Origin of the sequence: Actinacidiphila glaucinigra, from assembly GCF_900188405.1 — a bacterium.
GTDB classification, from domain to species: Bacteria; Actinomycetota; Actinomycetes; order Streptomycetales; family Streptomycetaceae; genus Actinacidiphila; species Actinacidiphila glaucinigra.
The window spans coordinates 74,352-99,286 of the sequence record NZ_FZOF01000015.1 but is presented as its reverse complement, the minus strand read 5'-3'; the positions used below and the strand labels follow the sequence as shown (position 1 = coordinate 99,286).

Sequence of the window (24,935 nt, the reverse complement as noted above, 5' to 3'; positions counted from 1 at the left end):
GCGAACGCAGGTCAGAAAGCCGGCGCGCGAACCGAATTGGCGCGATGCGGCCGTGACGGGCCGCGGTGGCCGGGCCCCGGCGGGCCGGACTGCGGCAGCACGACGCCCCGCGACCGGGGAGCCGGTCGCGGGGCGCTCGGGCCGTGCGAGGGGTCAGCGGACGAAGACGCCCGCCTGGTTCGCGAGGTCCAGGAAGTACTGGGGCGCGACGCCCAGCACCAGGGTGACGGCCACACCGACCGCGATGGCCGTGGACGTCAGCGGCGAGGGCACGGCGACCGTGGGGCCGTCGGCCTTCGGCTCGCTGAAGAACATCAGCACGATGACCCGGATGTAGAAGAACGCCGCGATGGCGGACGAGATCACACCCACGATCACCAGCGGCATCGCGCCGCCCTGCGCGGCGGCGCTGAAGACCGCGAACTTCCCGGCGAAGCCCGAGGTCAGCGGGATGCCGGCGAAGGCGAGCAGGAAGATCGCGAAGACCGCGGCCACCAGCGGGGAACGCCGGCCCAGGCCCGCCCAGCGCGACAGGTGCGTGGCCTCCCCGCCGGCGTCGCGCACCAGCGTGACGACCGCGAAGGCGCCCAGCGTCACGAAGGAGTACGCCGCCAGGTAGAAGAGCACCGAGGAGACGCCCTCCGGCGTGGTCGCGATGACACCGGCCAGGATGAACCCGGCGTGCGCGATCGAGGAGTACGCGAGCAGGCGCTTCACGTCGGTCTGGGTGACCGCCACGATCGCGCCGACCAGCATCGTGAGGATCGCGACGCCCCACAGCACCGGCCGCCAGTCCCAGCGCAGCTCCGGCAGCACCACGTAGAGCAGCCGCAGCAGCGCTCCAAAGGCGGCGACCTTGGTGGCCGCGGCCATGAAGCCGGTGACCGGGGTCGGCGCGCCCTCGTAGACGTCGGGCGTCCACATGTGGAACGGCACGGCGCCCACCTTGAACAGCAGCCCCATGCCGACCAGCGCGGCGCCGATCAGCAGCAGCGCGTCGTTGCCCGCGGAGTCGGCCAGTGCCGGGTTGAGCTTGGCGGTGCCGTCGACGACCGACGCGATGCCGGAGTAGGAGACGGTGCCCGCGTAGCCGTAGAGCAGGGCGATGCCGAAGAGCAGGAAGGCGGAGGAGAAGGCGCCCAGCAGGAAGTACTTGACCGCCGCCTCCTGCGACATCAGGCGGCGGCGCCGGGCGAGGGCGCAGAGCAGGTAGAGCGGGAGGGAGAAGACCTCCAGGGCCACGAAGAGCGTCAGCAGGTCGTTGGCCGCCGGGAAGATCAGCATGCCGCCGATGGCGAACATCAGCAGCGGGAAGACCTCCGTGGTGGTGAAACCGGCCCGGACGGCGTCCTTCTCCTGGTCGCTGCCGGGCACCGCGGAGCCCTGCGCGGCGAAGGAGTCGACGTGCCGGCCGTGCGCCTTGGGGTCGAGCCGGCGCTCGGCGAAGGTGAACACCCCGACCATGCCCACCAGCAGGATCGTGCCCTGCAGGAAGAGGGCCGGGCCGTCGACGGCGACCGCGCCCATGGCCGCGATGTGCGCCTTCGTCGTGGCGTAGCCGCCCGCCGCGAGCGCCACGACCGCGGCGAAGGCGGCGGCCATGCCGACGACCGCGAGGCCGACCTGCCCGGTGTAGCGGAACCGCCGCGGCAGGAACGCCTCGAGGAGGATGCCCAGGATGGCCACACCGAAGACGATCAGGACCGGAGCGAGCTGGGCGTACTCGATCTTCGGCGCGTTGATCTTGTCGGCGGCGAGCGGTGCCGCCGTTGTCCACAGGCTGTGGACAGCAACTGTGCTGCTCACTTGGATGCCTCCAGCGCCGGCTTGGGGTCGGTCTTGTGCACGTCGGAGAGCGTCTGCTGCACCGCCGGGTTGACGACGTCGGTCAGCGGCTTCGGGTACACCCCGAGCACGATCAGCAGCGCGATCAGCGGCGCCACGACGGCCAGTTCCCGGACCTTCAGGTCGGGCATCCCCTGCACCTCGGCCTTCACCGGGCCGGTCATCGTCCGCTGGTAGAGGACGAGGACGTACAGCGCGGCGAGGACGATGCCGGTGGTGGCGATGATCCCGACGGCCGGGTAGCGGCTGAACGTCCCGACGAGGACGAGGAACTCGCTGACGAAGGGCGCGAGCCCCGGCAGCGACAGGGTGGCCAGACCGCCGATCAGGAAGGTGCCGGCCAGCACCGGGGCCACCTTCTGCACCCCGCCGTAGGACGCGATGAGTCGGGAGCCGCGGCGGGAGATCAGGAAGCCGGCGACCAGCATCAGCGCGGCGGTGGAGATGCCGTGGTTGACCATGTACAGCGTCGCCCCGCCCTGGCCCTGGGAGGTCATCGCGAAGATGCCCAGGATGATGAAGCCGAAGTGGGAGATGGACGCGTACGCGATCAGCCGCTTGATGTCGCGCTGGCCGACCGCGAGCAGGGCGCCGTAGACGATGCTGATCAGCGCCAGCACCAGGATCGCCGGCGTCGCCCACTTGCTGGCCTCGGGGAAGAGCTGGAGGCAGAAGCGGAGCATCGCGAAGGTGCCGACCTTGTCGACGACCGCGGTGATGAGCACCGCGACCGGCGCCGTGGCCTCGCCCATGGCGTTGGGCAGCCAGGTGTGCAGCGGGAACAGCGGGGCCTTGACCGCGAAGGCGAAGAAGAAGCCCAGGAACAGGGCGCGTTCCGCGGTGGTGGACATGTCGAGCTCGCCGGCCGCCCGGGCCTGCAGGATCTCCTGGAGGGAGAAGGTGCCCTGGCCGAGCTGGTCGGCGGTGACGGCGTACAGCCCGATGACCGCGGCCAGCATGATCAGTCCGCCGGCCAGGTTGTAGAGCAGGAACTTCACCGCGGCGTACGAGCGCTGACGGGCCGCCTCCTCCTCGCCGTGCTCGTGGGCACGGTCCCCGAAGCCGCCGATGAGGAAGTACATCGGGATGAGCATGGCCTCGAAGAAGATGTAGAAGAGGAAGACGTCCGTGGCCTCGAAGGAGATGATCACCATCGCCTCGACCAGCAGGATCAGCGCGAAGAATCCCTGGGTGGGCCGCCAGCGGCGGTTGGGGTTCTTCTCCTCCAGAGGGTCGGCGTCGTGCCAGCCCGCCGCGATGACGAACGGTACGAGCAGCGCGGTCAGCCCGATGAGCGCGACGGCGATGCCGTCCACGCCGAGTTCGTAGCGGACCCCGAAGTCGGCGATCCAGGCATGGGACTCGGTGAGCTGGTACCGGGCCCCGCCCGGGTCGAAGCGTACGAAGGCGATGGCGGCCAGCACGAGCGTCGCCAGCGAGACGACCAGCGCGAGCCACTTGGCGGCCCCGCGCCGCGCCGCCGGCACGGCGGCGGTGGCGATCGCGCCGAGCGCCGGCAGGCCGGCGGTCAGGGTGAGCAGGGGGAAGGACATCAGGCAACACCCCTCATCAGCAGCGTCGCGGCGACCAGCACCGCGGTGCCCGCCAGCATCGACACGGCGTAGCTGCGCACATAACCGTTCTGGAGACGCCGCATCCGGCCGGAGAGGCCCCCGACGGCGGCCGCGGTGCCGTTGACGACGCCGTCCACACCCTTGTGGTCCACGTAGACCAGCCCGCGGGTGAGGTACTCGCCGGGCAGCACCAGGGCGACGTGGTTGAAGTCGTCCTGGAGCAGGTCGCGCCGGGCGGCGCGGGTGAGCCAGCTGGCGCGCGGGGCGACGGAGGGGACGGGGCGGCGCCCGTACATGGCCCAGGCGAGGCCCACGCCGAGCAGCATCACCACCATCGTGGCGCCGGTGACGGCCGCCGCGCCCATCGGCGGGTGGGCCTCCTCGAAGCTGGTGACCGGCTCCAGCCACTTCACGAAGGCCTCGTTCCAGCTGAACAGGAACCCGGCGAAGACGGAGCCGAAGGCCAGGACGACCATCGGGATCGTCATCGACTTCGGCGACTCGTGCGGGTGCGGCTCGTGGCCCTCGGCGTCCGGCTCCCAGCGCTTCTCGCCGAAGAAGGTCATCAGCATCACGCGGGTCATGTAGAACGCGGTGATCCCCGCGCCCAGCAGGGCCGCGCCGCCGAGGATCCAGCCCTCGGTGCCGCCCTTGGCGAAGGCGGCCTCGATGATCTTGTCCTTGGAGAAGAAGCCGGACAGGCCCGGGAAGCCGATGATCGCCAGGTAGCCGAGGCCGAAGGTGACGAAGGTGACCGGCATGTACTTCCGCAGGGCCCCGTACTTGCGCATGTCCACCTCGTCGTTCATGCCGTGCATGACCGATCCGGCGCCGAGGAAGAGCCCGGCCTTGAAGAAGCCGTGGGTGACCAGGTGCATGATCGCGAAGACGTAGCCGATCGGGCCGAGGCCCGCGGCCATCACCATGTAGCCGATCTGCGACATCGTCGAGCCGGCCAGGGCCTTCTTGATGTCGTCCTTCGCGCAACCGACGATCGCACCGAACAGGAGGGTGACCGCGCCGACCGTCACCACGGCCACCTGGGCGGTGGGCGCGGCGTCGAAGATCGCGCCGGAGCGGGTGATCAGGTAGACGCCGGCGGTCACCATCGTCGCCGCGTGGATCAGGGCCGAGACCGGGGTCGGGCCCTCCATCGCGTCGCCGAGCCAGGACTGCAGCGGGACCTGCGCCGACTTGCCGCAGGCGGCGAGCAGCAGCATCAGGCCGATGCCGGTGAGGACTCCCTCACCCGCGCCGTCCACCGCTCCGAGGACCGGCCCGAAGGTGAAGGTGCCGAAGGTGGTGAACATCAGCATGATCGCGATCGACAGGCCGACGTCGCCGACGCGGTTGACGATGAAGGCCTTCTTGGCCGCGGTCGCCGCGCTCGGCTTGTGCTGCCAGAAGCCGATCAGCAGGTACGAGGCGAGGCCCACGCCCTCCCAGCCGACGTACAGCAGCAGGTAGTTGTCGGCGAGGACCAGCAGGAGCATCGCCGCGAGGAAGAGGTTGAGGTAGCCGAAGAAGCGGCGGCGCCGCTCGTCGTGCTCCATGTAGCCGATCGAGTAGATGTGGATGAGCGTGCCCACACCGGTGATCAGCAGGGCGAAGGTCATCGACAGCTGGTCGAGCTGGAAGGCCACGTCCGCCTTGAAGCTCCCGACGGAGATCCAGGTGAAGGCGGTCGAGTGCAGCGCGCGGTCCTCGCCGCTGCGACCGAGCATGTCGAAGAAGAGCACCGCCGCGACGACGAAGGACGACCCCGCGAGCACGGTGCCGATCCAGTGGCCCGTACGGTCCAGCCTCCGCCCGCCGGTGAGCAGCACACCGGCGCCCAGCAGCGGCAGGAGGACGAGCCATCCGATCAAGTAGTCCACTGTCGCTACCCCTTAGAGCTTCATCAGGCTGGCGTCGTCGACCGAGGCCGAGTGGCGGGAGCGGAAGATCGTCACGATGATCGCCAGACCCACGACGACCTCCGCGGCGGCGACGACCATCGTGAAGAAGGCGATGATCTGGCCGTCGAGGTTGCCGTGCATGCGGGAGAAGGTGACGAACGCCAGGTTGGCGGCGTTCAGCATCAGCTCGACGCACATGAAGACGATGATCGCGTTGCGCCGGATCAGCACCCCGGCGGCGCCGATGGTGAACAGCAGCGCCGACAGGTACAGGTAGTTGACCGGATTCACTTCGACGCCTCCTCGGAGCGCTGTTCCAGCTCGGCGACCTTGGCGACCGACTCCGCGGAGACGTCCCGGTACTGGCCGCGGCCGCGCAGCGTCGGGCTGACGCTGAGCTCCGAGACCGTCCCGTCCGGCAGCAGGCCGGGGACGTCGACCGCGTTGTTGCGGGCGTAGACGCCGGGCGCGGGGAGCGGGGTGATCTGCTTGCCCTCGCGCACGCGCCGCTCGGCGAGTTCGCGCTGGGTGGCGCGGGCCTCGGTGCGCTCGCGGTGGGTGAGGACCATCGCGCCGATGGCGGCGGTGATGAGCAGCGCGCCGGTGATCTCGAAGGCCCACACGTACTTGGTGAAGATCAGGGAGGCGAGTCCCTCGACGTTGCCGCCGGCGTTGGCCTGGCCGAGCCCCTGGAAGTTCTTGATCGAGGCGTTGGCGATGCCGGCGATCAGCAGCACGCCGAAGCCGAGTCCGGCACCGGCGGCCAGCCAGCGCTGCCCCTTCAGCGTCTCCTTGAGCGAGTCGGCGGCGGTGATGCCGACCAGCATGACGACGAAGAGGAAGAGCATCATGATCGCGCCGGTGTAGACGACGATCTGGACGACCCCGAGGAAGTACGCGCCCTGGGCCAGGTAGAAGACCGCCAGGACGATCATCGTCCCGGCGAGCGACAGTGCGCTGTGCACGGCCTTCTTCATCAGTACGGTCGCGAGCGCGCCGAGCACCGCGACGGTGCCGAGCACCCAGAACTGGACCGCCTCCCCGGTGGAGGTGGTGTATGCGGCCAGCGTGGTCACGCCGTTCATGCCTCGCCTCCCGTCCCGGCCGGAGCGGCGGCGCCGGTCGCGGGGACCTGTGCGCCCGCCGCCTCTTCGCCGTCCCGCTCGCCCCGCGCCGTCTCGTCCGGCTTCTCGCCCTTGGAGACCGCGACCTGGCGCTCGGTCCCGGGTGCCGCGTGGGTCACGGCGCCGCGGTAGTAGTCGCCCTCGTCCATGCCGGGGAAGATCGCGTGCGGGGTGTCGACCATGTTCTCGTCCAGGCCCGCGAGCAGCTGCTCCTTGGTGAAGATCAGCGACTCGCGGCTGCTGTCGGCGAGTTCGTACTCGTTGGTCATGGTCAGGGCGCGCGTCGGGCAGGCCTCGATGCACAGCCCGCACAGGATGCAGCGGGCGTAGTTGATCTGGTAGACGCGGCCGTAGCGCTCACCCGGCGAGTAGCGCTCCTCGTCGGTGTTGTCGGCGCCCTCGACGTAGATCGCGTCCGCCGGGCAGGCCCAGGCGCACAGCTCGCAGCCCACGCACTTCTCCAGCCCGTCCGGGTGCCGGTTCAGCTGGTGGCGGCCGTGGAACCGCGGCGCGGTCGGCTTCTTCTCCTCGGGGTACTGCTCGGTCAGGCGCTTCTTGAACATGGCCTTGAAGGTCACGCCGAAGCCCGCGACCGGGCCCAGGAACTCAGGCATCGTCGGCCTCCTTGCCTACGAGTTGACGCTCCGCACGGGACGGCCGCCGCGGGACGGGCGGCAGCTCCTGGCCGGGCAGCGGCGGCACGGGGAACCCGCCCGCCATGGGATCGAACGGCTCCTGCGGCCCGGCCTGTTCGGCTGCCTCCCGGGCCTTGTCGCCGCGGTCGCGGAAGACGTCGTAGACCAGGGAGAGCAGGAGCAGCAGGACCACGCCGCCGCCGACGTAGAGCACGATCGACTGGAAGTCGTAGTTCTCGTTGCGCAGCGCCCGGACGGTGGCGACCAGCATCAGCCACACCATCGAGACCGGGATCAGGACCTTCCAGCCCAGCTTCATCAGCTGGTCGTAGCGGACGCGGGGGAGCGTGCCGCGCAGCCAGATGAAGAAGAAGAGCAGCAGCTGCACCTTGATCACGAACCAGAGCAGCGGCCACCAGCCGTGGTTGGCGCCCTCCCAGAAGGTGCTGATGGGCCACGGGGCCCGCCAGCCGCCCAGGAAGAGCGTGGTGGCCACCGCCGAGACCGTCACCATGTTCACGTACTCGGCGAGCATGAAGAGCGCGAACTTGATCGAGGAGTACTCGGTGTTGAAGCCGCCGACCAGGTCGCCCTCGGACTCGGGCATGTCGAACGGGGCGCGGTTGGTCTCGCCGACCATGGTGCCGATGTAGATGATGAAGGACACCGGCAGCAGCAGCACGTACCAGCGGTCCTCCTGCTGGGCGACGATCTGCGAGGTCGACATCGAGCCGGAGTAGAGGAAGACCGACGCGAAGGCGACGCCCATCGCGATCTCGTAGGAGATCATCTGCGCGCAGGAGCGCAGTCCGCCGAGGAGCGGGTACGTCGAGCCGGAGGACCAGCCGGCCAGCACGATGCCGTAGATGCCGACGGAGGCGGTGGCCAGGATGTAGAGGACGCCGATCGGCAGGTCGGTGAGCTGCATCGGCGTGCGGTGGCCGAAGATGGAGATCTCGTTGCCCGCCGGGCCGAAGGGGATCACCGCGATCGCCATGAAGGCCGGGATGGCCGCCACGATCGGGGCCAGCACGTAGACGACCTTGTCGGCCTTCTTGACGATCAGGTCTTCCTTGAGCATCAGCTTCACGCCGTCGGCGAGCGACTGGAGCATGCCCCAGGGGCCGTGCCGGTTGGGGCCGATGCGCAGCTGCATCCACGCGACGACCTTGCGCTCCCACACGATGGAGAAGAGCACGGTCACCATCAGGAACGCGAAGCAGAAGACCGCCTTGATGGCGATCAGCCACCACGGGTCCCGTCCGAACAGGGACAGGTCCTCGGCGGCGAGCGTGGTCAGTCCATTCACGGGGTCACCTCCGGTGCGGCAGCGGCGTCCACGGCGGCCGGGGCGATCCGGACGATCTGGCCCGGCAGTGCGCCGGTGTCCGAGGCGACTCCCCCGCCGGCCGAGTTGAGGGGCACCCACACGATCCGGTCGGCCATCGCCGTCACCTGCAGCGGCAGCCGGACCGTGCCCAGCGGACCGGACACCTCCAGCGGCTCGCCGTCGGCGACGCCGATCTCCTTCGCCGTGGTCGCCGACACACGGGCGACCGCCGGGTGGCGGGTGCCGGCCAGGGCGTCGTCGCCCTGTTGCAGCAGGCCCTGGTCGAGCAGCAGCCGGTGGCCCGCGAGGACCGCCTCGCCGCTGCCGGGCTTCGGCAGCTGCCGGCCGGTCTCCTGCGGCGCCGCGGCCCGCGGGCCCTCGTACGGGGCGAGCCGGGACAGCTCGGCGCGGGCCGAGCCCACGTCGGCGAGCCCGAGGGCGACGTCCATCGCGTCGGCCACCATGGTCAGCACCCGGGCGTCCGGGTACTGGTGGCGCTGGACCTGCTGGCCCGGCTTGATCGCGGCCTCGAAGAGCCGCACCCGGCCCTCCCAGTTGAGGAAGGTGCCGGCCTTCTCGGCGACCGCGGCGACCGGCAGGACGACGTCCGCCCGCTCGGTGACCTCGCCGGGGCGCTGCTCCAGGCTGACCACGAAGCCCGCCGCGTCCAGTGCCGCGCGGGCCAGGGCCGGGTCGGGCAGGTCGGCCGGCTCGACGCCGCCGACCAGCAGCGCGCCGAGCTCGCCGCTCGCGGCCGCCTCCAGGATCCCGCCGGTGTCGCGGCCGTGGCGGGACGGGAGCGTGGCCACGCCCCAGACCTCGGCGACCTCGTCGCGGGCCCGCGGGTCGGTGACCGGGCGGCCGCCGGGCAGCAGCCCGGGCAGGGCGCCCGCCTCGACGGCACCGCGCTCGCCCGCGCGGCGCGGGATCCACGCCAGCCGGGCACCGGTCGCCCGGGCGAACCGCACGACCGCGGTCAGCGCGCCGGGGACGGCGGCCAGCCGCTCGCCGACCAGGACGACCGAGCCCTCGGCGCGCAGCGCCTCGTGGGCGGTGAGTCCGTTGCCGTCCAGCCCGACGCCACCGGCGAGGGCGTCCAGCCACTCGGTCTCGGTGCCGGGCGCGGCGGGCAGCAGGGTGCCGCCCGCCTTCTCCAGCCCGCGGGTGGCGAACGGGGCCAGCGCGAAGGTGCGCTGCTTGTGCCCCCGCCAGGCCTTGCGCAGCCGCAGGAAGACGCCGGGCGCCTCCTCCTCGGCCTCCAGTCCGGCCAGCAGGACGGCGGGGGCCTTCTCCAGCAGGGTGTAGGTGACCCCGTCGCCGGACAGGTCCCGGCCGCGGCCCGCCACGACGGCCGCCAGGAAGTCGGCCTCCTCCGAGGAGTGCGCGCGGGCCCGGAAGTCGACGTCGTTGGTGTCGAGGGCGACGCGCGCGAACTTGGCGTAGGCGTACGCGTCCTCGACGGTGAGCCGGCCGCCGGTCAGCACGCCCGTGCGGCCGCGGGCCGCCGCGAGCCCGCGGGCCGCGGCCTCCAGGGCCTCGGGCCAGCTCGCGGCCTCCAGCTCACCGGTGTCGGCGTTGCGGACCAGCGGGGTGGTGAGCCGCTCGGGGCGCTGCGCGTAACGGAACCCGAAGCGGCCCTTGTCGCAGATCCACTCCTCGTTGACCTCGGGGTCGTCCTGCGCGAGCCGGCGCATGACCTTGCCGCGCCGGTGGTCGGTACGGGTGGCGCAGCCGCCCGCGCAGTGCTCGCACACGCTCGGCGAGGAGACCAGGTCGAAGGGCCGGGACCGGAAGCGGTAGGCCGCCGAGGTCAGGGCACCGACCGGGCAGATCTGGATGGTGTTGCCGGAGAAGTACGACTGGAAGGGGTCGCCCTCGCCGATGCCGACCTGCTGCAGCGCGCCGCGCTCCAGCAGTTCGATCATCGGGTCGCCGGCGACCTGCTGCGAGAAGCGGGTGCAGCGCGCGCACAGCACGCAGCGCTCGCGGTCCAGCAGCACCTGGGTGGAGATCGGGACCGGCTTCTCGTAAGTCCGCTTGCGGCCCTCGAAGCGGGTGTCGGCCTGGCCGGCGGACATCGCCTGGTTCTGCAGCGGGCACTCGCCGCCCTTGTCGCAGACCGGGCAGTCCAGCGGGTGGTTGATGAGCAGCAGCTCCATCACCCCGCGCTGGGCCTTGTCCGCGACGCCGGAGGTGAGCTGGGTCCTGACGACCATCCCGTCGGTGCAGGTGATCGTGCAGGACGCCATCGGCTTGCGCTGGCCCTCGACCTCGACGATGCACTGGCGGCAGGCGCCCACGGGGTCGAGAAGGGGATGGTCGCAGAAGCGCGGGATCTCGATGCCGATCATCTCGGCGGCACGGATCACCAGGGTGCCCTTGGGCACGGAGATCTCGACGCCGTCGATGCTGACGGACACCAGGTCCTCGGGCGGCACCGCCGCCTCACCGGAGGCGGCGTTGGTCGTGACGGTCACGCGTTCACCTCCAGGTGAGACTTGTCGGCCCAGACCGTGGACTTGGCCGGGTCGAAGGGGCAGCCGCGGCCCTCCAGGTGCTCCACGTACTCGTCGCGGAAGTACTGGAGGGAGGAGAAGATCGGGCTGGCCGCTCCGTCGCCGAGGGCGCAGAAGGACTTGCCGTTGATGTTGTCGGCGATGTCGGCGAGCTTGTCGAGGTCCGCCAGGGTCCCCTTGCCCGCCTCGATGTCGCGCAGCAACTGGACGAGCCAGTAGGTGCCCTCGCGGCACGGGGTGCACTTGCCGCAGGACTCGTGGGCGTAGAACTCGGTCCAGCGGGTGACGGCGCGCACCACGCAGGTCGTCTCGTCGAAGCACTGCAGCGCCTTGGTGCCGAGCATGGAGCCCGCGGCGCCGACGCCCTCGTAGTCCAGCGGGACGTCGAGGTGCTCGTCGGTGAACATCGGCGTCGAGGAGCCGCCCGGGGTCCAGAACTTGAGCCGGTGGCCGGGCCGCATGCCGCCGCTGAGGTTGAGCAGCTGGCGCAGCGTGACGCCCAGCGGGGCCTCGTACTGGCCGGGGTTGGCGACGTGGCCGCTGAGCGAGTAGAGCGTGAAGCCCGGGGACTTCTCGCTGCCCATCGAGCGGAACCAGTCCTTGCCCTTGAGCAGGATCGACGGCACCGACGCGATGGACTCGACGTTGTTGACCACCGTCGGGCAGGCGTACAGGCCCTCGACCGCCGGGAAGGGCGGGCGCAGCCGGGGCTGGCCGCGGCGTCCCTCCAGGGAGTCGAGCAGCGCGGTCTCCTCACCGCAGATGTACGCGCCGGCGCCGGCGTGCACGGTCAGCTCCAGGTCGAAGCCGCTGCCCAGGATGTTCTTGCCGAGGAGTCCGGCCTCGTACGCCTCGGCGACCGCGTGGTGCAGCCGCCGCAGCACGGGCACGACCTCGCCGCGCAGGTAGATGAAGGCGTGGTTGGAGCGGATCGCGTGGCAGGCGATCACCATGCCCTCGATGAGCGAGTGCGGGTTGGCGAAGAGCAGCGGGATGTCCTTGCAGGTGCCCGGCTCCGACTCGTCCGCGTTGACGACGAGGTAGTGCGGCTTGCCGTCGCCCTGCGGGATGAACTGCCACTTCATCCCGGTGGGGAAGCCCGCGCCGCCGCGGCCGCGCAGGCCGGACTCCTTCACGAGGGCGATCACGTCGTCCGGGGGCAGGGCCAGCGCCTTGCGCAGGCCCTCGTAGCCCTCGTGGCGGCGGTACGTGTCGAGGGTCCAGGACTGGGGATCGTCCCAGAAGGCCGAGAGAACGGGTGCCAGCACCTTCTCCGCCGAGTCGACCATGGTCACCGGTCCTCCTCGCCTTCCGTCGGGCGCTCCTGCGTGACCGGTCCCGCCGGGTGCTCCGGGTCGGAGACCGCGGAGTCCAGGGGGGCGTCGTGGGAGCTGGGGTGGGCCGGGGGTGTCTCGTCCTGCGGCGGGGCGGAGGTCTGCCGGGGCACGCCGGCCCCGTTGCCCGGCAGCGACTCGCCGCGGGCGAGCCGCAGGCCCGCCAGCGAGGCGGGGCCGGCGCCGCCGGTCGCCTCGACGGCGCCGGGGCGCTCGTCGGGGAACCCGGCGAGGATCCGGGACGTCTCCTTGTACGAGCAGAGAGGAGCGCCGCGGGTGGGTTCGACGGTGCGGCCGGCGCGCAGGTCGTCGACGAGCCGCTTGGCCGACTCCGGGTCCTGGTTGTCGAAGAACTCCCAGTTGACCATCACCACGGGGGCGAAGTCGCAGGCCGCGTTGCACTCGATGTGCTCCAGCGTGACCTTGCCGTCGTCGGTGGTCTCGCCGTTCTCGACGCCGAGGTGGCGCTTGAGCTCGTCGAAGATCGCGTCGCCGCCCATGACCGCGCACAGCGTGTTGGTGCAGACCCCGACCTGGTACTCGCCGGACGGCTTGCGCCGGTACATCGAGTAGAAGGTGGCCACCGCGGTGACCTCGGCCGTGGTCAGCCCCAAGTGCTCCGCGCAGAAGCGCACGCCGGTGCGGGAGACGTAGCTCTCCTCCGCCTGCACCAGGTGCAGCAGCGGCAGCAGGGCGCTGCGGCTGCCGGGGTAGCGCGCGATGATCTTCGCCGCGTCCTCGTCCAGTCGCTGCCGTACGTCGGCCGGGTAGTCCGGCGCGGGCATCGCGGGGATGCCGAGTGATACGTCTGTCACCGGTCGACGCCTCCCATCACGGGGTCGATGGACGCCACCGCGACGATGACGTCGGCGACCTGGCCGCCCTCGCACATCGCCGCCATGGTCTGCAGGTTGGTGAAGGACGGGTCGCGGAAGTGGACGCGGAAGGGGCGGGTGCCCCCGTCGCTGACCACGTGGACGCCGAGTTCGCCCTTGGACGACTCGACGGCGACGTACGCCTGGCCGGCCGGAACCCGGAAGCCCTCGGTCACCAGCTTGAAGTGGTGGATCAGGGCCTCCATGGAGGTGCCCATGATCTTCTTGATGTGGTCGAGCGAGTTGCCGAGCCCGTCCGGGCCGAGCGCGAGCTGCGCGGGCCAGGCGATCTTCTTGTCGGCGACCATGACCGGGCCGGGCTGCAGCCGGTCCAGGCACTGCTCGACGATGTCCAGCGACTGCCGCATCTCCTCCAGGCGGAGCAGGAACCGCCCGTAGGAGTCGCAGGTGTCGACGGTCGGGACCTCGAACTCGTAGTTCTCGTAGCCGCAGTACGGCTGCGACTTGCGCAGGTCGTGCGGCAGGCCGGTGGAGCGCAGGATCGGGCCGGTGGCGCCGAGCGCCATGCAGCCCGCCAGGTCCAGGTAACCCACGTCCTGCATGCGGGCCTTGAAGATCGGGTTGCCGGTGGCGAGCTTGTCGTACTCGGGGAGGTTCTTGCGGAACTTCTTCACGACCTCGCGGACCTGGTCCACGGCGCCGGGCGGCAGGTCCTGGGCGAGACCGCCGGGGCGGATGTACGCGTGGTTCATCCGCAGGCCGGTGATCAGCTCGAAGAGGTCCAGGATCAGTTCGCGGTCGCGGAAGCCGTAGATCATGATCGTGGTGGCGCCGAGCTCCATGCCGCCGGTGGCGATGGCCACCAGGTGCGAGGAAATGCGGTTCAGCTCCATCAGCATCACGCGGATCACCGAGGCGCGGTCCGGGACCGCGTCGGTGATGCCGAGCAGCTTCTCCACCGCCAGGCAGTACGCCGTCTCGTTGAAGAACGGCGTCAGGTAGTCCATGCGCGTCACGAACGTGGACCCCTGGGTCCAGGTCCGGAACTCCATGTTCTTCTCGATGCCGGTGTGGAGGTAGCCGATGCCGCAGCGGGCCTCGGTGACCGTCTCGCCGTCGATCTCGAGGATCAGCCGGAGCACGCCGTGGGTGGACGGGTGCTGCGGGCCCATGTTGACGACGATGCGCTCGTCGTCGGCCTTGCCGACCGTCTCGGCCAGCTCGTCCCAGTCGCCGCCGGTGACCGTGAAGACCCGGCCCTCGGTGGTCTCCCGCTCCTCGGCCTGCTGGGGTGCGTGGTGAGTGCTCACGAGTACGACCTCCGCTGGTCCGGAGCAGGGATCTGGGCGCCCTTGTACTCGACGGGGATGCCGCCGAGGGGGTAGTCCTTGCGCTGCGGGTGGCCCTGCCAGTCGTCCGGCATCATGATCCGGATCAGGGCGGGGTGCCCGTCGAAGACGATCCCGAAGAAGTCGTAGGCCTCGCGCTCGTGCCAGTCGTTGGTCGGGTAGACCTCGACGAGCGACGGGACGTGCCGGTCCGCGTCGGAGACGCTCACCTCCAGCCGGATCAGCCGGTTGTGGGTGATCGAGCGCAGGTGGTACACGGCGTGCAGCTCGCGGCCCTTGTCCTCCGGGAAGTGGACGCCGCTCACGCCCGTGCAGAGCTCGAAGCGCAGCGCCGGGTCGTCCCGCAGGGTCCTGGCGACCAGGGGCAGGTGCTCGCGCGCGATGTGGAAGGTGATCTCGTCGCGGTCCACGACGGCCTTCTCGATCGCGTTGTCCGGGACGAGGCCCTGCTCCTCGAGGGCGCCCTCGAGCTCGTCGGCGACGTCGTCGAACCAGCCGCCGTACGGACGGCTCGCCGCACCGGGCAGCCGCACGGTGCGCACCAGGCCGCCGTACCCGGAGGTGTCGCCGCCGTTGCGGGCACCGAACATTCCGCGCTGGACGCGGATCGCCTCCCCGTGGTCGCCGCGCTGGCCGGGCAGCCCGGCCGCGTTGACGTCCCTGTCCGGGTTCGGGGTGTCCGGGGAATCCGTCATCGGAGCAGCCCCTTCATCTCGATCGTCGGCAGCGCCTTCAGCGCCGCTTCCTCCGCCTCGCGCGCGGCCTCTTCGCGGTTCACGCCGAGCTTGCTGTGCTGGATCTTCTGGTGGAGCTTGAGGATGGCGTCCATCAGCATTTCGGGGCGGGGCGGACATCCGGGGAGATAAATGTCAACAGGCACCACATGGTCAACACCCTGCACAATTGCGTAGTTGTTGAACATCCCGCCGCTCGATGCGCAGACCCCCATCGAGATCACCCACTTGGGGTTCGGCATCTGGTCGTAGACCTGGCGCAGGACGGGGGCCATCTTCTGGCTCACCCGGCCGGCCACGATCATCAGGTCCGCCTGGCGCGGGGACCCGCGGAAGACCTCCATGCCGAAGCGGGCCAGGTCGTAGCGCCCGGCCCCGGTCGTCATCATCTCGATGGCGCAGCACGCGAGGCCGAACGTGGCCGGGAAGACCGAGGCCTTCCGGACCCAGCCGGACGCCGCTTCGACGGAGGTGAGCAGGAACCCGCTCGGCAGCTTCTCTTCAATACCCATGGCTATTCTCCGCCCCTAATCCCATTCCAGGCCGCCGCGACGCCAGACGTAGGCGTAGGCGACGAAGACGGTGAGCACGAAGAGGAGCATCTCGACGAGCCCGAAGACCCCGAGGGCGTCGAAGGTGACGGCCCAGGGGTAGAGGAAGACGATCTCGATGTCGAAGACGATGAAGAGCATCGCCGTCAGGTAGTACTTGATCGGGAAACGGCCGCCCCCGGCTGGCTGCGGAGTCGGCTCGATACCGCACTCATACGCCTCCAACTTGGCCCGGTTGTACCGTTTTGGGCCGATGATGGAGGCCATGACCACGGAGAAGATCGCGAAGCCGGCCCCGAGGCCGCCCAGCACGAGGATGGGCGCGTAGGCATTCACGTCCCCGCTCCTTCCAGTCGACGATGACTGATGACGGACCGTGCCCGGACGTGTGCCCCACGCCACCTGGATCCCCTCCATGTGAGGCAGTTCACAAGCCCAGACTGCCCGCATCCTATGCCTCCTGGTCTGTGATCTGCGACACGGGGTTCACTCTCGCCTTTGTGATCTCTGACACCAGTCGAACGATCATGAACAGGGATGAGCGGTGATCTTCTCACTCAGGAATCTCAAACGATCACCAGAAGTCACATTTTCCTGCGTTTCCGCTGGTAAACGGGGGTGCCGCACTATCAGGCGCCGACGATCCGAGGCAAATTGGAGCTGGTCCGGGGGACGTGATAGCGCCCCGCCACTCGCGCGGGTGAGCCGCGAAACCCCGCACTGACAGCGGCCTGAGGCACGTGAACGCGCGCACGAGGATTTGCAGTTGAATATCCCTATCGTCCCGAATAAGGAAGATCAAAAAGCGGACAATACCACTGCTCGCGAGCCAACTGTGGCGCATCACACTTTTGTTGAACGGAACCGACCTGGCCTGATACCCAAGTCCTCATGTCCCTTCAGACCTCGCATATACGCCGCCGGCGACGCGCCTCGCAGAGCCCCAACTGGGTGCGCCGCGCAGGAGTCGCCGGCGGCGTCATCGGAACGCTCGCCCTCACCGGAATGTCCTCTTCGGCGAACGCCGAGCCTTCGGCCGCCGACCCGGCGACCACGGGGAGCATCCCCGTCATCCCCGCCCTCTCCACCACCGCCACCGCCGCGGAGGCCGCTGACACCATCGACGAGACCGTCGTCGAGCAGCAGCTGGACGCCGCCCGCACGGAGGCGCGCACCGAGGCCATGAAGGCCGCACAGAAGAAGAAGGCCGCCGCCGACGCGCGGTCGCGCGCCGCGGCCAAGGCCGCCAAGGCGCGCGAGACCGCGACCGCGTCCCGCTCCGCCGGACGCACCGCGCTGGCCGCCTCCTCCTCCACTTCCGCGACGGGCAGCGTCGCCTCCGTCATCGGCTTCCTCAAGGCCCAGGTCGGCAAGCCGTACGTCTACGGCGCCACGGGCCCCAGCGCCTACGACTGCTCCGGCCTCACCCAGGCCGCCTTCCGCACCATCGGCGTCGACCTGCCGCGTACCTCGCAGGCGCAGTCGACCTTCGGCACCCCGGTGTCCGTGAGCGCGGTCCAGCCGGGCGACCTCGTCTTCTGGGGCGGCGCGGGCTCCGCCTACCACGTGGCCGTCTACATAGGCGGCGGGCAGTACCTGGACGCGGCGAACCCGAGCAAGGGCGTCGTCATCCAGCAGATGTCCAACTACATGCCGACGTCGGCCGTCCGCGTGCTCTGATCACGCGCCCCGTCCCCACGGAGGCCGCCGGCCCGCACCGGGCCGGCGGCCTCCTCCGTTCCGTCCCCGCGCGGTCCTCCGCCGCCGCGAGGCGGGGCCGCCGCACCGCGCCCCACGGCAGGCGGCCGGAAAGGGGTCCGGCCCCGCCGCAAGGAGAGGTACCGCACACGGGGCCGGACGACCGGGGAGCCCCCGACGGGGCTCACGGGCCGGAGCCCGGCTCCGCCGTGGCGGGGGACCGGGCTCCGGGCCTCGGGTTCATCAGCGGTGGCAGTCGCGGCCTCCGCCGTGCCAGACCCTGACCCAGTGGCCTGGCGTGCGGACCCATTTGACGCGACCGTGACTGGAGACCCGCACCAGGCGTCCGGGACGGTACTCCAGCTTCCAGGAGCCCAGACCGAGCGAGCACTGCCGCTGCCGGTCGCCGCGCCGGTCGTCGTCCCGGCGGTCGTCACCGCGCCGGTCTCCGTCCCGGCGGTCGTCACCACGCCGGTCTCCGTCCCGGCGGTCGTCACCACGCCGGTCGTCGCCCTGGCGGTCGCCGGAGCGGTGGTCCGTCGGGGCCGCGAAGGCCGGGCCGGCTGCGAGCACGCCCCCTCCGGCGAGCAGGACCGATGCGGCCGCAGCGGCCAGGACCTGGAATATGCGCGTGCTCATGTCTGCACCCTTCTGTTGATCACGAATCCCCGAGCAGTGATCAAAAGTATGAGCACAACGCCTCAAATCCCGCATTTCGGGCGCGAGCTGACTCCGGGGCAGACCCATCTGACATCGATGTCAACGACATCGATGTCAAAGAATCGGCGGCCCGCACCACCCCGCCCCTCCCACCCCGGTGCGCGCGAACCGGCCGACGGGGCCCGGAGTTCACCGCCCCGCCCGGCCCGAGGTGACGCCGGGCGGGGCAACACGGCCGATACCGGGCGGCGTTCACCCCCGGGCCGCTCGGACTCCGGCTCAGCCCAGGTGGGCGTCGAGCGCTTCGAGGTCGTCGACGAACCACGTGCGGTCGCCGCGGTTGCACTCGCGCACCAGGTCCCGAAAGGCCGTACTGGCCGTCGTGTACGCCGAGACGTCGCCCACGACGGCAAGCCGGATGCGGTAGTTGGCGAACTTCTGCAGGATCTCCCCCGCCAGGCCGCTGCGCAGGGCGAAGAACCGCTCGTCCAGCCGGCCGACGGGGACGGCCACGACCTCCGCCCGCTGGTAGGCCGATCCGATCACGTCGAGCGCGTCCTGGACGCCGGAGATCCGCGCGCCGTCCTCGCCGCAGACGAGGACCGGCACGCCCCGCCGCTCGGTCACCACATCAGTCACGGCCCGCCTCCGGGTGCTCGGTGTGCTCCTCCGGGAACATGTCGTTCTCCCCTCCCAGGACGTCGTCGATGGTCCGCAGGACGTCCGCCGTCGCCGCGGCGCCGCCGAGCACCACGACCTTCAGCCGCGAGCGCTCGTCGTCGTACGCCGTCCGGACCCGGGCCAACTCGTGGGGGTCCCGCGCCATCTGGGCGCCGGCCACGAGCAGGGTGCCCAGGCGGTCGGCGGCGGCCGGCCCGATGCCGTCCACCTCGACGATGGCCGAGACCTCCACCCGGTGCCGGGCCGGGGCCGCCGGCGCACCGGTGAGGGCGTCCAGGTCGGCCTGGGCGACGCGGTACTGCTTGCCGATGCGGACGGCCTTCAGCCGGCCGTCGCGGATGTAGCCGCGGACCGTGCGCACATGCAGGCCGAGCCGGTCCGCGACCTGCTCGACGGACAGCCAATCCCTCTCCATAAGTACGCATCCTACCCTTCAGAGGGAAGGATAGGGACGTTTATCTACCGCGCCCTCCATGGCGGGAGGGCAGTAAAAAAAGCCGCGCCGGCCCGAGCGGTACGGGCCGGCGCGGCGAGCGGGTGCCGGGACGTCAGGAGCGGGGCGCCACCTTCGACAGACCGTTGATCACGCGGTCCATCGCGTCGCCGCCCGACGGGTCGGTGAGGTTCGCCAGCAGCTTCAGCGTGAAGCGCATCAGCATCGGGTGCGTGAGGCCGCGCTGCGTCGCCAGCTTCATGACCTTCGGGTTGCCGATCAGCTTCACGAAGGCCCGGCCGAGCGTGTAGTAGCCGCCGTAGGTGTCCTTCAGGATCCGCGGGTACGACTGGAGCGCCAGCTCCCGCTGGGCCGCGGTGCCGCGCGCGTGCGCCTGGACGATGACGTCGGCGGCGATCTGGCCCGACTCCATCGCGTAGGCGATGCCCTCGCCGTTGAAGGGGTTGACGAGGCCGCCCGCGTCGCCGACCAGCAGCAGGCCCTTGGTGTAGTGCGGCTGGCGGTTGAAGGCCATCGGGAGGGCCGCGCCGCGGATCGGCCCGGTCATGTTCTCCTCGGTGTAGCCCCACTCCTCGGGCATCGAGGCGCACCAGGCCTTCAGCACCTCGCGCCAGTCCAGCTCCTTGAAGGAGGCGGAGGTGTTGAGGACGCCCAGGCCCACGTTGGAGGTGCCGTCGCCCATGCCGAAGATCCAGCCGTAGCCGGGCAGCAGCCGCGGGTTGCCCGGGACGCGCCGGTCCCACAGCTCCAGCCAGGACTCCAGGTAGTCGTCGTCGTGCCGCGGGGAGGTGAAGTACGTCCGGACGGCCACGCCCATCGGGCGGTCCTCACGCCGGTGCAGGCCCATCTGGAGGGAGAGCCGGGTGGAGTTGCCGTCCGCGGCGACCACCAGCGGGGCGTGGAAGGTGACCGGGGTCTTCTCCTCGCCCAGCTTGGCCTCGACGCCGGTGATGCGGCCGGTGCGCTCGTCGCGGATCGGGGCGCCCACGTTGCAGCGCTCGTACAGCCGCGCGCCGGCCTTCTGCGCCTGCTGGGCGAGGAGTTCGTCGAAGTCCTCGCGCTTGCGCACGAGCCCGTAGTCGGGGAACGAGGCCAGATCCGGCCAGTCCAGCTGCAGCCGGACCCCGCCGCCGATGATGCGCAGGCCCTTGTTGCGCAGCCAGCCGGCCTCCTCGGAGATGTCGATGCCCATCGCGACCAGTTGCTTGGTCGCCCGGGGCGTCAGACCGTCGCCGCACACCTTCTCGCGCGGGAAGGCGGTCTTCTCCAGCAGCAGGACGTCGAGTCCCGCCTTCGCCAGGTAGTAGGCCGTCGTCGAACCGGCGGGCCCGGCACCTACGACGATCACATCGGCGCTGCGTTCCGAAGCGGCGGTCTCGGTCACGGTGCTCCTCGCTGCTCTGGGCTGATGCGGGCCTGTCTGCGGCCGGCCGGCGGCGGCCGGACCGGACCCGTGCAGTCTATGTGGCCGCTTTCGCGCACGGGCCGGGCGCCCCGGCTTAGCGCACCGCGCGGTGCAGGGCCACGATGCCGCCCGACAGGTTGCGCCATGCGACCTTCGACCAGCCGGCCTTCTGCAGTCGCGAGGCGAGGCCGGGCTGGTCGGGCCAGGCCCGGATGGACTCGGCGAGGTAGACGTACGCGTCGGGGTTGCTGCTGACCGCCCGGGCGACCGGCGGGAGCGCCCGCATCAGGTACTCGGTGTAGACCGTGCGGAACGGCGCCCAGGTGGGGTGGCTGAACTCGCAGATGACGACCCGGCCCCCGGGCCGGGTGACCCGCAGCATCTCGCGCAGCGCGGCGTCGGTGTCGTGGACGTTCCGCAGCGCGAAGGAGATCGTGACGGCGTCGAAGACCCCGTCGGCGAACGGCAGCCGTGTCGCGTCGCCCGCGGTGAGCGGGAGGAAGGGATGGCGGCGCTTGCCCTCGCGCAGCATGCCCAGGGAGAAGTCGCACGGCACGACCCGGGCGCCCGCCTCGGCGAAGGGCAGGGAGGAGGTGCCCGTGCCGGCGCCGAGGTCCAGCACGCGCTCACCGGGACGGACGGCGAGGGCCTGCGCGACGACCTTGCGCCAGCGGCGGTCCTGGCCGAGCGACAGCACGTCGTTGGTCAGGTCGTAGTTGGCGGCGACGTCGTCGAACATCGCGGCGACTTCGTGCGGCTGCTTGTCCAGGGAGGCTCGGGTCACGCCCCCATTCTTCACCCGGCGGCCCCGCGCCCCGCGCAGGGGCCCCGGCCCCGGTCGCGGAACGCCGTACGGCGCGGCCGGCGTGGGCGGTCAGGCCCTGCGGTGCAGGAGCCGGCCGGCGACGACGGTGGCGAGGCAGGCGCCGTGCTCGTCGAAGACGGCGAAGTCCGCCCTGGCGCCCGGCTCCAGGGGCGGGGCCTGGCGCGCCGGCAGCAGCCCGCTGCGGTCCAGGGCGGAGCGCAGCGCGGGGTCGGCGGGGGCGGTGGCGACGGCGGTGACCCCGCGCAGCAGCAGGGCGTGCACGCGTTCGCGCGGGGTGGGGGCCGGCGGGAGTTCGCCCTCGTGGGTCAGGCCCGGACGCAGCGCGCCGGGCCAGCTCCGGACGCGTGCGCCCGGGTGGGCCGCCCGTACCGCGTCGAGGGGGCCGACGGCGGCGATGAGGCCGCCGTCGGCCACCAGGGCCGTGCCGTCGCTCCCGGAATGGATCGTCAGCATCGGCGGGGTCAGGAGGTGCTGAGCAGCTTCAGCTCCGGGTGCGCCGTGCCGCCCTCGATGGCGGTCGACGACAGGTGGGAGACGACGTGGTCGTCGACCGGGTCGTTCGCCGGGTCGTCGTGGACGACGAGGTGCTCGTAGGTCGTGGCGCGCTGGGCGGGGACCCGGCCGGCGGCGCGGATCAGGTGGATCAGCTCCATGCGGTTGGAGCGGTGCTTGGCGCCGGCCGAGGAGACCACGTTCTCCTCCAGCATCACCGAGCCCAGGTCGTCGGCGCCGTAGTGCAGCGACAGCTGGCCGACCTCCTTGCCGGTGGTGAGCCAGGAACCCTGGATGTGGGCGACGTTGTCCAGGAAGATCCGCGCGATGGCGATCATCCGCAGGTACTCGAAGAGCGTGGCCTGGGTCCGGCCCTTCAGGTGGTTGTTCTCGGGCTGGTAGGTGTACGGGATGAAGGCGCGGAAGCCGCCCGTACGGTCCTGGACGTCGCGGATCATGCGCAGGTGCTCGATGCGCTCGGCGTTGGTCTCGCCGGTGCCCATGAGCATCGTGGAGGTCGACTCCACGCCGAGCTTGTGCGCGGTCTCCATGATCTCCAGCCAGCGCTCGCCGCTCTCCTTCAGCGGGGCGATCGCCTTGCGCGGGCGGGCCGGCAGCAGTTCGGCGCCGGCGCCCGCGAAGGAGTCCAGGCCCGCGGCGTGGATGCGGGTGATGGCCTCGTCCACCGGCACCTTGGAGATGCGGGCCATGTGCTCGATCTCGGAGGCGCCGAGGGAGTGGATGACCAGCTGCGGGAAGGCCTGCTTGATGGCGCTGAAGTGCTTCTCGTAGTACTCGACGCCGTAGTCGGGGTGGTGGCCGCCCTGGAACATGATCTGGGTGCCGCCGAGTTCGACGGTCTCCGCGCAGCGGCGCAGGATGTCGTCGAGGTCGCGGGTCCAGCCCTTGGCGGTGTCCTTGGGCGCGGCGTAGAAGGCGCAGAACTTGCACGCCGTCACGCAGACATTGGTGTAGTTGATGTTGCGCTCGATGATGTACGTCGCGATGTGCTCGGTACCCGCGTAGCGGCGGCGGCGCACGGCGTCGGCGGCGGCGCCGAGGGCGTGCAGAGGCGCGGAACGGTAGAGGTCGAGCGCCTCCTCGGGGGTGATGCGACCGCCGTCGGCGGCGCGGTCGAGGACGGACTGGAGGTCGGCGTTCTCGCTCACCGGGCATCCTTCCGAGGGGTGTGACGGACCCGCTCAGCCTACGCCAGGGGGTCAGCCACCCTGCTTCCTGAGGTCCCCTTCCGGCCGACCGGCCAGGGAGTCGCCCGAGCGGTAGTGCAGGGAGCCGTCCGCGTTGAGGGTGAACCGCTCGTCGGCAGAGCCGTCGGAGCAGATCCCCGGATGCGGGTTGGTGCCGCCGCTGGTGTCGAGCACGACGCTCTTCTCGGTGGCCACGGCGAGCTTCCAGTCGCCGCTGCAGTCGTAGGACTGCCCGAGCAGGTCCAGCACGCTCTTGTCCCGGCCGACGACCGCGCCGACCTTGCCCTCGCGCAGGGTGATCTCCATCGTCCCCGGCACTCCGTTGGCGGTGACGGTGTCGCCCTTCCAGGTGCCGGCGAAGGCCTTCGGGACGGCGTCCAGGCGCGGTTCGGACGCCGCCGGCGAGGACGGGGTCGAGGGCGAGGAGGCGGCCGAGGACGCCGGAGTGGTCCCGGAGCCCGCGCTCCGCGAGGGGGTGCGCTCGCCGCCCTTGGCCTGGTTCGAGCCGTCGAGGAGTCCCGGCAGCACGAGCGCCAGGGTCACGGCGGCCGCGACCAGCACGATCCCCGTCGCGGCCAGCGCGGCGACGCGCCCGCGGCGGCCCGGGGCGGGGGCGGGCGGCGGCGTGGCGGCGAACGGCGGTGCGTCCTGGGGCTCGGTCAGCGAGGGCGGCGGGCCGAACGATCCGTAGGAGGGGTGCGAACCGTACGAGGGGTGCGAACCGTACGAGCCGTGGCCGCCGCCCGGCCCCCCGGCGGTCCCGCCGGGGTCGCCGGCGGCCGGGCCCGGGTGCGGGGTGGGTTCGAGGTCGAGCAGTTCGACGGCCTGCCGCCCCAGGCGCTCCGTCAGCGGGGCCGGCAGCCAGCCGGCCCGCACCAGCGACGCGGCGTCGCCGCCGGGTGCCAGCAGCTCGGCGAGCCGGCGCGGCGTCGGGCGCACCGCGGGGTCCTTGGCGAGGCAGGACTCCGCGATCCGGCGCAACTCCTCGGGGACGCCGTCGAGTTCCGGTTCCTCGTGGGCGACCTTGTAGAGCAGGACGGCCGCGCTGTCCCCGGTGAAGGGGCCGCTGCCGGTCGCGGCGAAGGCCAGCACCGCGCCGAGCGCGAAGATGTCGGCCGCGGGGCCGGTGGGTCTGCCGGTGACCTGCTCGGGCGCCATGTAGCCGGGCGAGCCGACGACCACCCCCTTGCTGGTCAGGGCGGCCGTGGCGTCCATGGCACGGGCGATGCCGAAGTCGATCAGCACGGGACCGTCGAGCGAGAGCAGCACGTTGGACGGTTTGATGTCGCGGTGCACCAGCCCCCGGCCGTGCACGGCCTCCAGTGCCTCGGCGAGTCCGGCGCCCAGCGCCCGCACGCCCTGCGGCGACAGCGGCCCGAAGGTGGCGACGGCCTCGGACAGGGCGGGACCGGCGACGTAGCGGGTGGCCACCCACGGCACCGGCGAGTCGGTGTCGGCGTCCAGCACCGGCGCGCTCCACACGCCGCCGACCCGGCGCGCCGCGTCGACCTCGCGCTGGAACCGGGTGCGGAACTCCAGGTCGTCCGCGAGCTCGGAGCGCACCACCTTCACGGCCACCGTCCGGCCGCCGGGGCTGCGCCCCAGGTAGACCCGGCCCATCCCGCCGGCACCCAGCCGGCCGAGGAGACGGTACGGGCCGATCGACGGGGGGTCGTTCGCTTGCAGGGGCTGCATCTGCGCGCCTCTCGCCGGTGCGGAAGGTCAGTGGAGTTGTACCCGTGGCCGCCGTGGTCACCCCGGCCTTCGTTGCGGGCGCCGGAGCGG

General features: G+C 71.3%; 23 protein-coding genes. 1 reads left to right on the top strand and 22 read right to left on the bottom strand.

Annotated features, from left to right (window positions below; genetic code table 11):
• Positions 1-153: 153 nt before the first annotated feature.
• The 14 genes from nuoN to CHF15_RS26345 are packed head-to-tail and all read right to left on the bottom strand — an operon-like array spanning position 154 to position 16,062.
• A complete protein-coding gene (gene nuoN / locus CHF15_RS26410; RefSeq protein WP_089226381.1) occupies positions 154-1,806 on the bottom strand; it encodes an NADH-quinone oxidoreductase subunit NuoN in 1,653 nt (550 codons plus the stop codon).
• Positions 1,803-3,398, bottom strand: coding sequence for an NADH-quinone oxidoreductase subunit M (locus CHF15_RS26405; RefSeq protein ID WP_089226380.1), 1,596 nt, complete (start codon positions 3,396-3,398; stop codon positions 1,803-1,805). The genes nuoN and CHF15_RS26405 overlap by 4 nt, the downstream gene beginning before the upstream one ends.
• The gene (gene nuoL / locus CHF15_RS26400) at positions 3,398-5,296 is read right to left on the bottom strand and encodes an NADH-quinone oxidoreductase subunit L (RefSeq protein WP_089226379.1); all 1,899 of its coding nucleotides are present in this window, start codon (positions 5,294-5,296) and stop codon (positions 3,398-3,400) included. The genes CHF15_RS26405 and nuoL overlap by 1 nt, the downstream gene beginning before the upstream one ends.
• A 12-nt stretch (positions 5,297-5,308) precedes the next feature.
• Positions 5,309-5,608, bottom strand: coding sequence for an NADH-quinone oxidoreductase subunit NuoK (nuoK, locus tag CHF15_RS26395; RefSeq protein ID WP_018558801.1), 300 nt, complete (start codon positions 5,606-5,608; stop codon positions 5,309-5,311).
• Positions 5,605-6,402, bottom strand: coding sequence for an NADH-quinone oxidoreductase subunit J (locus CHF15_RS26390; RefSeq protein WP_089226378.1), 798 nt, complete (start codon positions 6,400-6,402; stop codon positions 5,605-5,607). The genes nuoK and CHF15_RS26390 overlap by 4 nt, the downstream gene beginning before the upstream one ends.
• Positions 6,399-7,055, bottom strand: a complete 657-nt coding sequence (gene nuoI, locus CHF15_RS26385; RefSeq protein ID WP_089226377.1) for an NADH-quinone oxidoreductase subunit NuoI — start codon at positions 7,053-7,055, stop codon at positions 6,399-6,401. The genes CHF15_RS26390 and nuoI overlap by 4 nt, the downstream gene beginning before the upstream one ends.
• A complete protein-coding gene (gene nuoH, locus CHF15_RS26380) occupies positions 7,048-8,385 on the bottom strand; it encodes an NADH-quinone oxidoreductase subunit NuoH (RefSeq protein WP_375820740.1) in 1,338 nt (445 codons plus the stop codon). Before nuoH ends, nuoI begins: the two co-directional genes overlap by 8 nt.
• Positions 8,382-10,883, bottom strand: coding sequence for an NADH-quinone oxidoreductase subunit G (locus tag CHF15_RS26375; protein ID WP_089226376.1), 2,502 nt, complete (start codon positions 10,881-10,883; stop codon positions 8,382-8,384). The genes nuoH and CHF15_RS26375 overlap by 4 nt, the downstream gene beginning before the upstream one ends.
• Complete coding sequence (gene nuoF / locus CHF15_RS26370; protein WP_089226375.1) at positions 10,880-12,211, bottom strand: NADH-quinone oxidoreductase subunit NuoF; 1,332 nt, start codon at positions 12,209-12,211, stop codon at positions 10,880-10,882. Before nuoF ends, CHF15_RS26375 begins: the two co-directional genes overlap by 4 nt.
• Before the next feature lie 2 nt (positions 12,212-12,213).
• Positions 12,214-13,041, bottom strand: a complete 828-nt coding sequence (gene nuoE, locus CHF15_RS26365) for an NADH-quinone oxidoreductase subunit NuoE (protein WP_179279972.1) — start codon at positions 13,039-13,041, stop codon at positions 12,214-12,216.
• A 26-nt stretch (positions 13,042-13,067) separates the two neighbouring features.
• On the bottom strand, positions 13,068-14,402 hold the full coding sequence (locus CHF15_RS26360) for an NADH-quinone oxidoreductase subunit D (protein WP_089226373.1): 1,335 nt from the start codon (positions 14,400-14,402) through the stop codon (positions 13,068-13,070).
• Positions 14,399-15,136, bottom strand: coding sequence for an NADH-quinone oxidoreductase subunit C (locus CHF15_RS26355; protein WP_089226372.1), 738 nt, complete (start codon positions 15,134-15,136; stop codon positions 14,399-14,401). Before CHF15_RS26355 ends, CHF15_RS26360 begins: the two co-directional genes overlap by 4 nt.
• Positions 15,133-15,687 (bottom strand): NuoB/complex I 20 kDa subunit family protein, encoded by a 555-nt coding sequence (locus CHF15_RS26350; protein WP_089226371.1) that lies wholly within the window; start codon positions 15,685-15,687, stop codon positions 15,133-15,135. The genes CHF15_RS26355 and CHF15_RS26350 overlap by 4 nt, the downstream gene beginning before the upstream one ends.
• 15 nt (positions 15,688-15,702) lie before the next feature.
• Positions 15,703-16,062 carry an NADH-quinone oxidoreductase subunit A gene (locus tag CHF15_RS26345; protein ID WP_089226370.1) on the bottom strand — a complete coding sequence of 120 codons (360 nt, stop codon included), beginning with the start codon at positions 16,060-16,062 and terminating at the stop codon, positions 15,703-15,705.
• 555 nt (positions 16,063-16,617) lie between these two features.
• On the opposite strand from CHF15_RS26345, the gene CHF15_RS26340 reads away from it, so the two are divergent.
• Entirely contained in the window at positions 16,618-17,406 is a 789-nt protein-coding gene (locus tag CHF15_RS26340) for a C40 family peptidase (protein ID WP_245939052.1), read from the top strand.
• 261 nt (positions 17,407-17,667) lie between these two features.
• Here CHF15_RS26340 and CHF15_RS26335 read toward each other — a convergent pair whose 3' ends face one another.
• The 8 genes from CHF15_RS26335 to CHF15_RS26300 form a co-directional block, all read right to left on the bottom strand.
• Positions 17,668-18,063 (bottom strand): hypothetical protein, encoded by a 396-nt coding sequence (locus tag CHF15_RS26335; RefSeq protein WP_089226368.1) that lies wholly within the window; start codon positions 18,061-18,063, stop codon positions 17,668-17,670.
• Positions 18,064-18,363: 300 nt separating this feature from the next.
• A complete protein-coding gene (locus CHF15_RS26330) occupies positions 18,364-18,723 on the bottom strand; it encodes a DUF4180 domain-containing protein (protein WP_089226367.1) in 360 nt (119 codons plus the stop codon).
• Positions 18,716-19,180 (bottom strand): helix-turn-helix domain-containing protein, encoded by a 465-nt coding sequence (locus tag CHF15_RS26325; RefSeq protein WP_089226366.1) that lies wholly within the window; start codon positions 19,178-19,180, stop codon positions 18,716-18,718. The genes CHF15_RS26330 and CHF15_RS26325 overlap by 8 nt, the downstream gene beginning before the upstream one ends.
• Positions 19,181-19,313: 133 nt before the next feature.
• Complete coding sequence (locus tag CHF15_RS26320) at positions 19,314-20,603, bottom strand: geranylgeranyl reductase family protein (RefSeq protein WP_089226365.1); 1,290 nt, start codon at positions 20,601-20,603, stop codon at positions 19,314-19,316.
• Between the two features lie 115 nt (positions 20,604-20,718).
• Positions 20,719-21,408: a demethylmenaquinone methyltransferase gene (locus CHF15_RS26315; protein ID WP_089226364.1), complete on the bottom strand. Its 690-nt coding sequence runs from the start codon at positions 21,406-21,408 to the stop codon at positions 20,719-20,721.
• 90 nt (positions 21,409-21,498) lie between these two features.
• Positions 21,499-21,903, bottom strand: coding sequence for an imidazolonepropionase-like domain-containing protein (locus CHF15_RS26310; protein ID WP_089226363.1), 405 nt, complete (start codon positions 21,901-21,903; stop codon positions 21,499-21,501).
• 8 nt (positions 21,904-21,911) lie between these two features.
• On the bottom strand, positions 21,912-23,111 hold the full coding sequence (gene mqnC / locus CHF15_RS26305) for a cyclic dehypoxanthinyl futalosine synthase (protein ID WP_089226362.1): 1,200 nt from the start codon (positions 23,109-23,111) through the stop codon (positions 21,912-21,914).
• Positions 23,112-23,162: 51 nt separating this feature from the next.
• Positions 23,163-24,845, bottom strand: a complete 1,683-nt coding sequence (locus tag CHF15_RS26300; protein WP_089226361.1) for a serine/threonine-protein kinase — start codon at positions 24,843-24,845, stop codon at positions 23,163-23,165.
• Between the last annotated feature and the right edge of the window lie 90 nt (positions 24,846-24,935).

Coding starts and splice junctions, on each gene's coding strand:
- CHF15_RS26335 (WP_089226368.1), bottom strand. CDS start 18,063: ATGAGCACGCGCATATTCCAGGTCCTGGCCGCTGCGGCCGCATCGGTC.
- CHF15_RS26350 (WP_089226371.1), bottom strand. CDS start 15,687: ATGGGTATTGAAGAGAAGCTGCCGAGCGGGTTCCTGCTCACCTCCGTC.
- CHF15_RS26355 (WP_089226372.1), bottom strand. CDS start 15,136: ATGACGGATTCCCCGGACACCCCGAACCCGGACAGGGACGTCAACGCG.
- CHF15_RS26310 (WP_089226363.1), bottom strand. CDS start 21,903: ATGCTGACGATCCATTCCGGGAGCGACGGCACGGCCCTGGTGGCCGAC.
- CHF15_RS26300 (WP_089226361.1), bottom strand. CDS start 24,845: ATGCAGCCCCTGCAAGCGAACGACCCCCCGTCGATCGGCCCGTACCGT.
- CHF15_RS26325 (WP_089226366.1), bottom strand. CDS start 19,180: ATGGAGAGGGATTGGCTGTCCGTCGAGCAGGTCGCGGACCGGCTCGGC.
- nuoE (WP_179279972.1), bottom strand. CDS start 13,041: ATGCCCGCGCCGGACTACCCGGCCGACGTACGGCAGCGACTGGACGAG.
- nuoI (WP_089226377.1), bottom strand. CDS start 7,055: ATGCCTGAGTTCCTGGGCCCGGTCGCGGGCTTCGGCGTGACCTTCAAG.
- CHF15_RS26390 (WP_089226378.1), bottom strand. CDS start 6,402: ATGAACGGCGTGACCACGCTGGCCGCATACACCACCTCCACCGGGGAG.
- nuoF (WP_089226375.1), bottom strand. CDS start 12,211: ATGGTCGACTCGGCGGAGAAGGTGCTGGCACCCGTTCTCTCGGCCTTC.
- CHF15_RS26405 (WP_089226380.1), bottom strand. CDS start 3,398: ATGTCCTTCCCCCTGCTCACCCTGACCGCCGGCCTGCCGGCGCTCGGC.
- CHF15_RS26340 (WP_245939052.1), top strand. CDS start 16,618: ATGTCCCTTCAGACCTCGCATATACGCCGCCGGCGACGCGCCTCGCAG.